Below are 13,800 nucleotides of genomic sequence, written 5' to 3' on the forward strand. Positions count from 1 at the left end.
GAAACAGCATCGGCAAAGGAGAATTTGGATGGTTGAGGAGGCAAGCCAAGCAGAGGACAGTGTGCATGTACGTGATTTCGGCGCATCCGCCGATGACCCCGGGGACCAGGCGGGGGCGATTCGGGAAGCTATAGACTATGCGATAACGCACAGGCGCTCCAAAGTTATTTTCGATGCAGGCACATACACACTCACCAGCGCAGTTACCAATGAGGGGACAGCGAACCGCGATTGGAGCAGCAATCATCTCTTCATTGGCGGCTGCAGCGGATTGACGCTGGAAGGGCAATGTGATGCAGAGGGCAATCCCGCTACCATACTGGAGGGATATAACGGAGGAGAGAATCAGGTGTATCTGCCTTCGATTCTATGGGTCAGTCATTGCGATGACTTTGCTTTAAGAAATGTGAAGCTGACCAGAAGCCTGCCGTATTCCAGCGCCGGCGTCATCACGGACAAGGGCGGGCATTACGTCGTTGTCGAGGTGTTTGAAGGCAATCCGGTTGTAGACGGCATGGCCTGCTATTGCGCCAACCGCTTCGATCTGACCTCGGGAACGCTTGTCGGTGAAAGCGTCACTTACGGAACCGGTGCAGGCACGAACTGGTACCGGACCGGCAGCAGCTCAGGCAGAGCCATGCGGCTTGACAGCAGTGAAGTCGCGCGGCAGGTCGCCGTCGGGGAAGGGCTGTCATGGCACTTCGGCTCCCTGACCGATTTTCAGCTGCAATTCGAACACTGCAGCCGGCTGACGATTGACAATATTCATACGTCCAGCGCAAACGGGTTCGCCATGCAGACGGAATGCTGCTCCGACGTGAAGGCAGCGCGCGTCGTGTTCAAGCCGGAGGGCAGCCTGCTGTTCACCGCCCCCAGGGATGCCTGGAAGATTTATAAATGCAGCGGCGATTTTACCATAACCGATATGCATGTGGAAGGCGTACGCATGGACGGTCAAAATATGCACAGCACATTTCTTGTGCTGAAACGGGTTATCGGCCGGAGGACTGCGGTTTTTCATGCCAAGTGGAACTATGCTCCGCTCAAGCGGCATACCGGATTCGAGTTCTGGATCGGCACGGATACAGCCAGGCGGACGGTCGACACGTGGCGGCATGACGGATACCGGAATGGCGTGAATGTCTATACAGTTTCGTTCACGGACGATTTGCCGGACAACGTATCCGTGGGCACGAATGCGGTGCCGCAGTGCTGGAGCTTAAGCTCTTATTCTCTTGATGGAGGCCAATTCAGGAATGTGGCGGGCTGCGGACATGTGGTCCGGTACGACAATGTGAGGATAAGCAGCGTAACTTATGCGAACCTGATGAATCAGGCGATCTTCATCGGCTGCGAATACCCGGGATTTCATGAAGCGGGACATCCGAAGAATGTACATATCCGAGGCTGCAGCTTTGACAACTGCGGTTATACGCCGCGAATGGGAGCCGTTGGCGCGATCGGCATCAATGCGGACGGTTTCGATGGGCCGTATATGGATGGAATTGTCATTGAAGATTGTCTGTTCCGCCATCTCGATACCGGCACCGATATCAGCGACGCCAAACGGGTAACGCTGCGGCGCAATCGTTATGAAGACGTCCGTACAAGGTACAGGCTTGATGACAACACGACGTCGGATCTTGTCTTCGAAGACGATTAAGAAAGATGGAAAGGCTGGTGCGGCCCATGCAGGCAAGCGTCGAAAGCATTATGAAGGAGAAGCCGCGCTCGCTCAGGCGGGATTCACTGAAGAAGTATATGATCCGCAATAAATGGCTGTACATTTTTCTGATCCCCGGTTTTTTATATTTGCTGATATTCAAATATGTGCCCATGCTGGGCATTGTCATTGCTTTCAAGGAATTAAGCCTCGTCAGAGGGATTTGGGACAGTCCCTGGGTCGGATTCGAGCATTTCGAATATTTATTCCAGGCCAAGGACTTCTATAAAGTGCTGCGGAACTCGCTGCTGCTCAGCCTGTACCAGCTGCTCTGGGAATTTCCGGCACCGATCATTCTGGCAGTTATGCTGAATGAAGTCAGGGGTATGGTGTTCAAGCGCGTATCACAGACGATCATGTACTTGCCGCATTTCATCTCCTGGGTCGTACTCGCGGGCATGATCGTCAACTTCCTGTCCCCTTCGACCGGCATGGTCAATTATGTGATCAAGTCTTTGGATATGGAACCGGTCAATTTTCTGCTGGACCCTGCTTATTTTCGTTCGATCATCATTTCGGCGGAGGTGTGGAAAGGGGTCGGCTGGGGCACAATCATTTACTTGGCGGCCATGACCGGAATCGATCCGACGCTGTACGAATCGGCCAAGATGGATGGCGCAGGCCGGCTGCAGCAGATCCGGTTCATCACGCTGCCGGGCATTGTGACAACGATTATCGTGCTGCTTATTTTGCGGATCGGCAATATTCTCGACAATGGGTTCGAGCAGGTATTTCTACTGTATAATCCGCTGACGTACGATGTGGCCGACGTCTTCGAAACCTATACGTACCGGATCGGCCTGATCGACGGCAGATTGTCGTTTGCGGCTGCGGTCGGCTTGTTCAAATCGCTGGTCGGATTTGTGCTGATCATCATTGCGAACCGGATCGCGCGTATATTCGGAAATCAGATATGGTAGGTGGGAATTCAATGCACAGACGCAGACGTCTTGAATGGTTCGATGGTGCAAATTATACGCTGCTGGTCATTGTTTGCATTATCATGCTGTACCCGTTTGTTAATGTGGCAGCTGTTTCGCTCAGCTCTTACAGCGCCTTTGTCGAGAATCCGATGATGGTCTGGCCGCGTCAGCTTAATTTCTCCGCATATGAACAAATATTGTCGCATCCGATCCTGCTGAGCAGCTATACGAACACCATTATTGTTACGATCAGCGGGGTCGTGCTCGGCATGTTTCTGTATATCATTACGGCATACCCCTTATCGAAAAAGCATCTGAAGGGCCGCAATGCTTTTCTGCTGATCGTTATCTTCACCATGCTGTTCAACGGCGGGCTTATCCCGAACTTCTACCTGTTCCGGGAGCTTGGCTTGATCGATACGCTGATGGCGCTCATTCTGCCGCTGCTGCTATCGGGTTTCAGTCTTATTCTGATGAAAAACTTCATGGAAAGCCTGCCCGAGGAGCTGGAGGAGGCGGCCAGAATCGATGGAGCGTCCGATCCGTACATTCTGTTCCGGATTGTCGTACCGCTGTCCAAGCCGATTATTGCCACATTATGCCTGTTTGCCGCGGTCGGCTACTGGAACAACTTTTTTAACGGCATTATCTATATACGGAGCGTGGAGAATTGGCCCTTGATGCTTTTCCTGCGTGAAATTATCGAAGGAACGCGGATGCAGGAGATTTCCGGGGGCGGCAATATGGCGGAGGCGGGGAGGAACGCGGTCGTGCCGGAAACGCTCAAATACGCGACGCTGATGGTGGTCATGATCCCGATTCTGTGCGTTTATCCCTTTGTGCAAAAATATTTCGTCAAAGGCATTATGCTTGGATCTGTAAAAGGTTAGAATGACTCCGACAGGAGTGTTCTTATATATTTTTTCAATCAGGAGAGGGGTAGTACAAATGAACAAGACCATGAGGGGAACGCTGCTTGCGCTCATCGCGGCGGTGCTTCTGTTTACAGCGGCCTGCAGCGGAAGCGGCAACGGAAATGGCGGTACCGGAACGAATGAGGACGGCAGTGCGGGAAGCAGCGGCCAGACGGAAACGGGAAGCGGCAAGGAGGAGCCGGTCAAGATCAAAATCATGGCGAACCACGAGCAGGCGAACCTGTCGGCTACAGACAAGAAATGGGTGGAGCAGGTTCAAAAGGATCTGAACGTGGAGCTGGAATTTGATATCCCGCCGGTTACCGGATACCAGGAAAGGGTACAGCTTATGCTGGCGTCCGGAGATTACCCGGATCTGGTGTATTTCCCGGCCACCAATGATCAAAGCTTCCTCAATGCTGTCCGGGACGGCCTGATTGTGCCTGTGAACGATTACATTAAAAATGAGGAAAGCCTGATGAAATATACGTATGATGTGTCCTGGAATGCGCTCAAAGTGCAGCAGGACGAGAAGATCTACGGCATTCCGAGAACGACGGTGATCCGTAATGACGCATTCTGGGTGCGCAAGGATTGGCTGAAAAATATCGGCTTTGCCATTCCGGACAATTCGGAAATTACAATTGATCAGTTTACGGAAATTTTGACGAAATTCACGAAGAATGATCCCGATGGCAACGGCAAGGACGATACGTACGGATATGCGGCGTTCGCCGATCCGAACAAGGTGCTGCAGCCTATTCTGACGAGCCAGTTCGGCGAGCTTGGCTGGCAGAAGTCGGAGGGAGGCGACTTCGAATATATGGATGCGATGTTTGACCGCAGCAGCGGCGCCTACAAGAACTCGCTTGCTTATACAGCGCAGCTGAGCAAGGACGGCCTGCTCGATCCCGATTCCGCCGTCAACAATTCAACAACCTCGCGCGAGCGGTTTATCCGCGGTATTACAGGTGTGATGTCCGGCTTCGCTGGTCATTATGGGTGGCATGCGGACGAGCTGAAGAAAATTAATCCGGATGCGGACATCACCTACCTGTTCGTAAAAAACGAAAAGGACGACAAAGTGGAAGGCGTTGGTTACGGAGTCGGCCTGTGGGGATTCTGGGGATTGACCAAAAACGCGAAGAATCCGCAAAAGGTAGTCGATGTGCTGAATTACTACTTAAAGGATGATGTGTATCCGACGATGCTGATCGGTTACGAAGGGCTCGACTACACGAAACAAGACGGCAAGATGACGGCTGTCGAGGATAAGGAGTTAGCGCCGGTCCGGCTCAATACGATGCGTCGCGCGGGCGACACGGAAATTTACTTCTCGCTCACGACGCCACAGGACATTATCGACATGAGCACACCTTGGCTGAACAAATCGGTCGAATCTGTCGTATTGTCCAAAAATCTGGATTTTACGCCGGAGGCAGCGAAGAAACCGGATTATATGGATTACAAAAAGGTTTGGGATCAGACGATTATGAAGATTGTCCTCGGCCAAACGCCGGTCGATGAATTCGATAAGCTGCTTGCCGGATGGTATGACAACGGCGGCGAGGAATATGTGAAGGAGATGAATGAATTCATCAAAAGCACGGATAGCGGCCAATAAATCGCTTGAAAAGGGAGAAAGAGAAAGGGTGACGGGAGTCACCCTTTCTCTTTCTCGTATGCGAGGGGGAGGATGGAGGTTTTCACCGAGCGCCGGTATTCATTCGGCCCCATTCCTGTCATTTTCTTGAACATGGTGGAAAAATAGGAATAATGGCGGAAGCCGACCTTCTCTGCCAATTCGTAATTGCGGAACCGCGCCTCTTCCAGATATCTCTTGGCTAATTCGATCCGCTGCTCCAGCACATAATCGATTACCGAAGTGCCGACCTCCTTCTTGAACAGATGGCCGAGGTGGGATGGACTGAGCTCCACCTCCTGCGCAATTGTGTCCAGCGACAATTCATCCTGCAGATGCAGATGAATGTACTGCATGGCGCGGGCAATCTCGGGACGAATGGAGAGCTTGCTGCTCTGGATGCGCAGCATCCGCTGGAACCAGCCGTCAAGCCTCAGGATGGCGTCGAATAAGCTGCCCGCTTCCCGGAAGTCCGGCCATGGCGGAAGATGGCTGTCATTCACAAAAATCGTCTTCAGCTCTGTAAGCCAATCGGTAACATCGCCCGGCTGCTGCTTCATCTGCAGAAAAAAGGTTTTCGCTTTATTCAGAAACCGCTGGAGCGTTTTCGGATTCGGATCGGACGCGGTTTGTGCGGCCAGCCCGTTCAGCCATACGGCGTCTTCGCGTGACAAAGGCTGAAGCGGGAAACAATCCTCCGCATGAATGATGCGCGGACGTTCGTAATAGAACCGGTAGATCATTTGCCTGGCGGTCTTCTGATAGACGGCTTTCAGCTTGTGCAGCTCACTGAAAGGAGGACTGGCCGCAATTGCAAGCTGCAGCTTCAAATAATTCGACAGCGGCTCCTCCAGCCGCTTCTCGATCTGACGGCACACCTGCCTGTAATGGTCCCGGGTAGTTACAGGACCGTTAAAGGTGATCAGAATAACGAATCGGCCGAAAAAGGCGGGAAGGATCTCGAACTGGCCGGGCAGCAGCGGCAGCAGCGATTCGCGCACAATCTCCAGCATGCTGTATTCCACAAGCGACTGGTCGTTTTCAGGATATTTGGCGACGAACAGGGGCAGCGGATCGGCCTGGCACACAAGCATCAGGAAATGATCGGCCGTAAGCGTAATTCCGATTCCGCTGCTGCGCTGCATGATTTCCTGGTCCTGGGTCAGCACGGAGGTAAGCAGCTGCTGGAAAAAGTGTCTGCGCAGCGGGTACCGGCTTGATTCGACCAGCCGCCTTTCGCGGTCCAATGCCACAACCCATCTGCGCTCCTTCTCCAGCTCCATGGAGGCGCGCTCCAAAGCAGCCTTCGTCTCAGCCAGATCGATCGGCGATTTCAATATATACCCGAAGGCGCCCTTCTGTACAGCTCTCTGCGCATAGGAGAAATCCCGGTGCGCAGTGAGGATGATGCATTTTGTATCCGGGAACGAAGCAGCCATATGGTCAAGCAGCGTGAGGCCGTCCATGACAGGCATCGTAATATCGATCAGTGCCATATCGGGCTTCAGGCCGCCGCATAATTCAAGCGCCTCGGCCCCGTTCCCGGCTTCTCCAACGATTTCGTAGCCCCAATCCGTCCACGGAAAGCTTTCCCTCACGTGCTGTCTTGCGATTGGCTCGTCGTCGACCAGTATGATTCGTTTCATGCAAGAGCCTCTCCTTTTTCGTGCCAATTAGGTATGCTGCGAAGGGCCGATCGGCAATCTGATTGTAATACGGCTCCCCCGGTGTGCTTCGCTGCTTATTTCGATGCGGTATTCGACCCCGAACATTAACCGAAGCCGCTCATGTACATTCGTCAGACCGATATGTTCGCCCGTCTGATCCTCACGTCCACGGTAATGTATGCGGGCCTTCAGCTCATTCAGCGATTGTTCGTTCATGCCAACGCCGTCATCCTCGATGAGCAGCTCCCAATAATGGTCCTCAAGGGCAGTGCTGATAAACAGCAGGCCTTCATTTTTGCTTGGAACAAGACCGTGGAAGATGGCATTTTCAACGAGGGGCTGCAGAATGAATTTGGGCAACTGCCGGTCAAGCGACAGCGGATCGATGTCCATGTCGAATTCGAATTTGCCGGGATACCGGCTCTTCATAAGCTGAACGTAGTTTCGGGCCGCATTCAATTCTTCCCGCAAGGAGACGGGAGCCGGGGACGCATCAAGCGTATAATGCAATTGATTCGTCAAAGCAGAAATCATCCGGTCCATTTGCTCGGACTTCCCCTGCCTGCCCATCATGCTGATCGTGTTCAGCGTATTGTACAGGAAATGCGGTTTAATTTGCATATGCAGCGCTTTGAAGTCGGATTGTTTCTTCTGTTCCTCCGTTTCCTTCAATTCATCGATAAGATCGCCGATTTTATGGGTCATTTTGTTGAAATGCATGGCCAGAAACCCGATCTCGTCCTGGCGGTTCAAGCGGACCTCGGCGTTCAGGTTGCCTGAGCTTACCTCGTTGATCGAGGCTGCGATCCTGCGGATTGGACGGCTGATGTAGCTGGAGATGAAAAACGATAGAGCAGTCGAGAGCAGCAGGGAAGCAAGCGCCAGCCACCAGGATAGCCGGACGGAATAATCGAGGGGCTTCAGCAGATCGCTTTTGTTCATGATCCAGACGATTTGCCAGCCGGTAATGTCGTTCAGTCCGCGCGTTATAATAATCTCCCGTTCTGCCGCATCCTCCGTCTCGGTCTGAATCCAATCCTGCTGGAATAAAGCCGGATAGATGCCGCTCAGCGAGAAGCTGTGCGCCCGGTAGTCATACTGCATGTACGGCTCCCTGCCAAAGACCGGGCTGCGCTGACTGTCCAGCAGGACCAGCTCGCCGCTTGCGGAAGGGGTGTCGGTTGGAAGCAGCGCCTGGTACAGGCTGTCCAGATCGACGTCGAACATGAGGATATCGTGATTTCCTGCGGCGGAAGGAATGGCCAGCGCAGCAGTAAGCGTATGCCGGGAGACGTTCGAGAAGTACGGCCCGATCCAGTAGATGCGGTTGAATTCCGTCATCTGTTCAAGCTGTTTCATTAAATACGCATTTTTAGGCAGCTCCCAGCTGTTTAGCGATGTGCTGGCCCGAACCTCCCGGCCGGACATGACGTGAATATTGCTTACGTTTGGAATGAAATGGATCAGATTGCCGTTCAGCCATTGATTGATTTGCTCGTACTGCGCTTCGGCAAACCTCGTATCGTGGGCAATTGTAAGCAGGTTGGTGCGGATATGCTGCATATTCATTTCCAGGTAGCTGTCCGCTTTTTGCACCATCTGCACGGCATAGTTCATTTGTGAATCGACAAGGATGGCTGAGGAATATTTGTGATAGGAATAGCCCAGCAGCAAAATGAGAGACTCGAAGCAAACGAATGTGATAAGAAACACCTTGGGCGTAATCTGCAGCTTCTTGAGCCATTTCAAGTTCAGTAGGGGCATGTATTCTCTCCTTGGACATTCTCTTGCTTCTATCATAATAAATAATACCGCCTGCATGGTAGAAAAAGCGGGATTGTTTAATTTTTCGTCGGATTGTGCAGGAGAAATCCGGATATTCCAGGAGCTTGTGGTTTAAATGCACCCATCTTGGCTGCTTTTGCCCGATAGCCGATAGAAAATGAAATGTCGCCGTAGATTATTTTATTTACCCTTTGTTGTAAGCGGATACAATAAAGCTTGTAATGGAGAGGCCAGGTCACTTGATAAACAAAGTTGAGAGTGGTCTCTTGCCCGCAAAAACCGGGGTTAAGACAGGCAGCATCTTGCCCGTTTTTTTCTGAAAGGAGGCGATGAAGCGGATTAACGGATTGGCAAGCGGTAGGGCAGAGAGGTATTCGATTTTTAAAAGAACGGGAGGAAGTTTAATGAAAAAGCGAAAACATATCAGGTTAGCGTGGATCGGCGCGGCAGTCATTTTGTTCTCAAGCGCACTCGGTTTACTGGATGTACAGCCGTCGCATGCCGATGGTCCGGCTGACACGCTGCGGGACATTTACAGCACGCAGGCGGGCAACGATTTATTTTATCTGACGTCTGCTGCCGGCTTCGAGAATGCCCAGTCGGTATCGAACAGCACAACGACGTTTCACAGTGCGCCGTATGCCCTGCGCTTGAAATTTACTGCGGGCTTTGACCGCGATATTGTCGGTTTACGATTTATCAAGCCTGATTCGACGGCGGATACATTCGCTGTAACGCCGCAAATGAAAATCACCGGGGGGCTGGAGTTCTGGGTGAACCCGAAAGCATCCCCCAGGGTGCCGAGCTTCTCGGTCGGACTCGTCAGCGACAGCGGCGGGAATCTGATCGAAACGCGGCTTCCGGTTTCAAAATATTTGAAGAGCGGCGACTATGCGGACAAATGGACGCGGATCGTCATCCCGTTCCAGGACTTTTCCGATACCGGCTTTTATTATGATCCCGTTACCCATCTGTCCACCCCCGCGGCGTTTGACTGGAGCCGAGTACGGGGATTGAATTTCTTCGCGGATACGACTGCGAGCGGGTACTATGATCCCAGCGTCGATAATATCCGTTTTATTACCTCGACTATCAAGCCGGTCACTGTTCAAGGGGAGCATATGGTGACAGATGCCGGAGATCCGGTACGCTTCTGGGGGATGAATCTGGTATCGACCTACCCGACCCACGAGCAGGCGGACCATCTGGCGGCCAATCTGGATTCCCTCGGAATTAACGTCGTCCGGCTTCATCATCTGATGAGAAACAGTCTGGACTGGAACCCGATTTCCAAAATCGGCGCCCTGACGACGTATACCACGAATACGCGTGACCCGAACCTGGAAGCCTGGGAGCGGTTCGATTATCTGAATGCGCAGCTGCGCGCCCGCGGCATCTATATTCAGCTGAGCCTGGATTCATCCAGAAAATATCTGCCAGGCGATGTGGACATTATGCAAACTACCTCCCAGGACCGTACGGATTGGATGGCGGCCATGGATGCTCTGAACAAGATGCCGAGCAACGTTGATCTGGTGCGCCTTCTTCCGATGATCGACGAGCGTGCGGCACGGCTCATGGAGGAGTTTGCGGGGAATCTGCTGACACATGTCAATCCCTATACGGGCATTGCCTATGGCAGCGATCCGCAGGTGCTTTATCTGGAGACGATGAATGAGACCTCATCGGAATACGGCGTCACTGCCGGCAACAAGTTTGAGAGTACGGCGTTTCCGGCCGTTTCATACTGGAAAACGATTCTGAATACGAAGTGGGCGGCTTATACCGCGGCTCACGGAGTTGCGCCATGCGACTTTTATACCCCGACGACGACAGCGCAGAAGCTTGCACGCGGCGATTTCCTGCGGGAGCTCGATCAGAATTATTTTAACCGGATCAAAAGTTATGTGACAGGCTTGAATGTCCAGAAGCCAATGATTTTCTCCAATCTGTGGCGGGGAGAAAGCTTTCAGAAGATGCAGGCCGGCGTATCGGATTTGATTGAGGACCACAATTATGTCAACCCGCTGATTGTGAAGGATTTCGACGATGTATTCAATTCATTTACCAAATCCACAATAGCAGGCAAGCCGTTTTTTATCGGTGAAATCAACCAGCAGGAAGCGGCAGCCAGCCTGCCTGTGAATGCGCCGTACCGGAGCATGCTTTTACTGGCTGCCAGTGCATACGGATCGTTTAACGATTGGAGCGGCGTCGATTGGTTCGCATGGGAGCACGGCGACCGCATGCTCGGCAAGGACGGATGGTCGATGTGGGAGGAGCGCCAGCCCAATGTCCTTGGCGATATGGTCGGCGAAATGCAATCGGACGGCATGAATCTGGATCATCTTCGCACATCGGGCATCCTGTTCAAGCAGGGTTTGACTGCAAAAAGCACAAATCCGAAGACGATTTATGTGGATGATCCGACGGGGGCGACAGACTATAATTCGCTGATGACGCCCAAATATTCCATCAAGCCGGGATGGCAAAATATAAACAGCTTCCGGCGGACATTTGGCCCTGTTCCGGCTTCTCAGCCCACGGCTCCTTATATGACAACTGCTCCTGCGAACCCGCTTGTTTCCGATACGGGGCAAATCGTCAAGAATACGCAGCGCAAACAGCTGACTATCGCTGCGCCGCAGGCGGAAGCGTTCAGCGGATTGCTGGACAGCCAGCCCCCCGCGCTGTTAAACCGGCTGCAAATTACAGGCAGCAGCGGGTCCGCCACGGTGATCATGGTTTCGAACGACGGGAACGATTTCCCGGATGCTCAGAAGCTGATCGTCAGCAGAACAGCTCTGGATGCGGCGAATATTGAAATTACCGGCCCGCAAATCAAGCTGAAGCAGCTTAAAGCGTCTACCGGCACCAAGGCCTGGTATATCAAACGGACGCGTCCGCGGGGCGAGACGGGCTATGAGCAGCTGGCCATGACGACACCGGGAGAGCTGAACCTTCCGGCCGACGCCTGGCATGAAATCGAGCTGGAATACGCGCCGATCGGAAGCCTGCCAACCCGTCAATCCACCGCTCAACCCGGCGATCTGATCCGTCCGGTGTTTGACGACAGCTTTCTCATCTCCGGCGTTCTGGGGACCGCCCAAGGCGGATATTCGATGAATTCGGGATACGCGATCGACAGCAGTACCGTATTTACCCCGGCGGAAGGAACCAAGTCGCTGAGATTGAAATTTACGGCAGGCTTCGATCCTTCGCTTGTCGGCATTAATTTTACAAATTCGGCTTCCAAATCGGTTCTCATGGATTATACATCGCTTGAAAATACAGCGGGCATTCATTTCTGGGTGTACACGAAGCGAAAAGTCGACAGCTTATCGGTTGAGCTTACAAGCGACAATAACGGGAAGCTGGTGGAGAGCAGGGTGCCGCTTTCCAATTATTTGACAGCAGCCGATTACGGCAACAAGTGGGTGGAAGTGACGATTCCGTTCTCCGCATTCCCGGATACGGGCGTTTACTATGACAGCGCGACAGGCCTGCCGACAACGATGCCTTTCCTGTGGAATCGGGTCAAGGGCATAGGATTCTATGCTTCAACTGTTACAGGCGGCTATTATGATCCATACGTCGATGATATCCGTATTGTAAACAATTAACAAAAAAAGGCCGGGTGTCGATCAATGAACTGTGACCCGTAAGATGGACACTTTGAAAAAAGTGCCCCTCTTACGGGTCATTTTGTGTTTTAATCGAACTATATAACGACGAGCGAGGTATGGGATCATGGGAAAAGCTAGGGGAGCATCAAGAACCTTTACGGAACAAGAGATGAGGCAGCTGGAGTTAAATCCGAATGTACGCCGTGTATCGGACACCACCATCACGTACGCTCCAACATTTAAAACCGCTGCTGTTCAGGCCTATCTGGAGGGGCAGACGCCCATGGAAATCTTCTACGCAGCCGGTTTTAATATGGACGTCATCGGGCATGAGAAACCCAAAAAGTGTCTGTTACGTTGGCGACAGGTCTACGCCTCTCAGGGTGAAGCTGGCTTATTGGAGGAAAAGCGTGGAAAAGAAAGTACGGGGAGAACAACTGCCGGGGAATTATCGGTTGAAGAGAAACTCAGACGCGCGGAAGCCCGAATTAAGCTTCTTGAGGCCGAAAACGATCTTCTAAAAAAGCTCGAAGCGCTCGAAAGGCAAACCAATAAGGCCTTAACGTCTTCCGGGCGCTTTCAGATCATTAACCAAACCATTCGTAGGCATAGCTTGCGGCGTTTAACCCGCTTTCTGTGTCAGGCAGCTGAGGTCAGTACAAGTGGCTATTACCGCTGGTGCAGAGCCGAAGAAGAGCGTCAACTTCGAGAGGTTGTAGATGAATACGATGTGCAGCTTATTCAAACCCACTTTAACCAGCTCAATGGCAAAGCCGGTGCATTGGGGATTAAAATGCGGCTTGAACGACTTAACGGTGTTGTCATGAACCACAAGAAAATTCGTCGTTTGATGCGAAAATTCAAGCTAAGGGCCACGGTACGTCAAGCCAATCCTTATCGCAAAATGGCCAGAGCGACGCAAGAACACCGGACGTGCGAAAACCTTTTGAAACGGCAGTTTAATCCGGGCGAACCCGAAAAGGTGCTGCTCACAGACATTACCTATATGCGTTATGGTGGAGGCCAATGGGCGTATTTGTCCTGTGTGAAGGACGGAGCAACAAAACAGATCCTGGCGCATTGCTTATCTTCGACCTTGGAGCTTTCTATTGTGGAACGAACGCTGGAAAGATTGCAAACGCGATTGGATGGAACCCTCCACCCCGAAGCCATGCTTCACTCGGACCAGGGCATGCACTACACGCACCCTAAAATCCGCCACCTCATCCAGCAGGCGGGCTTCCAACAGTCGATGTCCCGTAAGGGCAATTGCTGGGATAATGCTTCTATGGAGTCCTTCTTTGGCCATATGAAAGACGAGCTCCTGTACAGCGACTGTCAGACGTTAAAGGAACTACGAGTACGTGTGAATGAATACATCTTGTACTACAACTCCGAACGCTATCAGTGGACATTAAAAAAAATGACTCCTGACGAATTCAGAAGTCACCTCTTGACGGCTTAGGGTTATAGGTCTTTTTTCAACATGGTCCATAAATCGGGTCACAGTTCACAATTCG

The 13,800-nt window shown here is 52.2% G+C and carries 8 protein-coding genes; 6 read left to right on the plus strand and 2 right to left on the minus strand.

Translation table 11 applies throughout. The features are described from left to right. Window positions 1-28: 28 nt before the first annotated feature. Genes ACFOLF_RS33790 through ACFOLF_RS33805 form a run of 4 tightly spaced genes read left to right on the plus strand, consistent with a single transcriptional unit; the run spans window position 29 to window position 5,184 of the window. Window positions 29-1,663, plus strand: coding sequence for a hypothetical protein (locus ACFOLF_RS33790; protein WP_210043821.1), 1,635 nt, complete (start codon window positions 29-31; stop codon window positions 1,661-1,663). Window positions 1,664-1,668: 5 nt separating this feature from the next. After that, window positions 1,669-2,643: an ABC transporter permease gene (locus ACFOLF_RS33795; RefSeq protein WP_210043820.1), complete on the plus strand. Its 975-nt coding sequence runs from the start codon at window positions 1,669-1,671 to the stop codon at window positions 2,641-2,643. Between the two features lie 11 nt (window positions 2,644-2,654). Further along, a complete protein-coding gene (locus ACFOLF_RS33800) occupies window positions 2,655-3,536 on the plus strand; it encodes a carbohydrate ABC transporter permease (RefSeq protein ID WP_210043819.1) in 882 nt (293 codons plus the stop codon). Window positions 3,537-3,594: 58 nt separating this feature from the next. Next, window positions 3,595-5,184, plus strand: a complete 1,590-nt coding sequence (locus tag ACFOLF_RS33805; RefSeq protein ID WP_210043818.1) for an extracellular solute-binding protein — start codon at window positions 3,595-3,597, stop codon at window positions 5,182-5,184. A 38-nt stretch (window positions 5,185-5,222) separates the two neighbouring features. On the opposite strand, the gene ACFOLF_RS33810 is transcribed toward ACFOLF_RS33805, so the two are convergent. Beyond that, a complete protein-coding gene (locus tag ACFOLF_RS33810) occupies window positions 5,223-6,848 on the minus strand; it encodes a response regulator transcription factor (protein ID WP_210043817.1) in 1,626 nt (541 codons plus the stop codon). Between the two features lie 27 nt (window positions 6,849-6,875). Further along, window positions 6,876-8,633 carry a sensor histidine kinase gene (locus ACFOLF_RS33815; protein ID WP_210043808.1) on the minus strand — a complete coding sequence of 586 codons (1,758 nt, stop codon included), beginning with the start codon at window positions 8,631-8,633 and terminating at the stop codon, window positions 6,876-6,878. Between the two features lie 425 nt (window positions 8,634-9,058). Between ACFOLF_RS33815 and ACFOLF_RS33820 the strand changes: the two genes are divergently transcribed. Further along, the gene (locus ACFOLF_RS33820) at window positions 9,059-12,277 is read left to right on the plus strand and encodes a hypothetical protein (RefSeq protein WP_210043798.1); all 3,219 of its coding nucleotides are present in this window, start codon (window positions 9,059-9,061) and stop codon (window positions 12,275-12,277) included. A 127-nt stretch (window positions 12,278-12,404) separates the two neighbouring features. Continuing rightward, a complete protein-coding gene (locus tag ACFOLF_RS33825; protein ID WP_379219592.1) occupies window positions 12,405-13,745 on the plus strand; it encodes an IS3 family transposase in 1,341 nt (446 codons plus the stop codon). The last annotated feature ends 55 nt before the right edge of the window (window positions 13,746-13,800 follow it).

The sequence above is a fragment of the Paenibacillus sepulcri genome, from assembly GCF_042647105.1.
GTDB classification, from domain to species: Bacteria; Bacillota; Bacilli; order Paenibacillales; family Paenibacillaceae; genus Paenibacillus_Z; species Paenibacillus_Z sepulcri.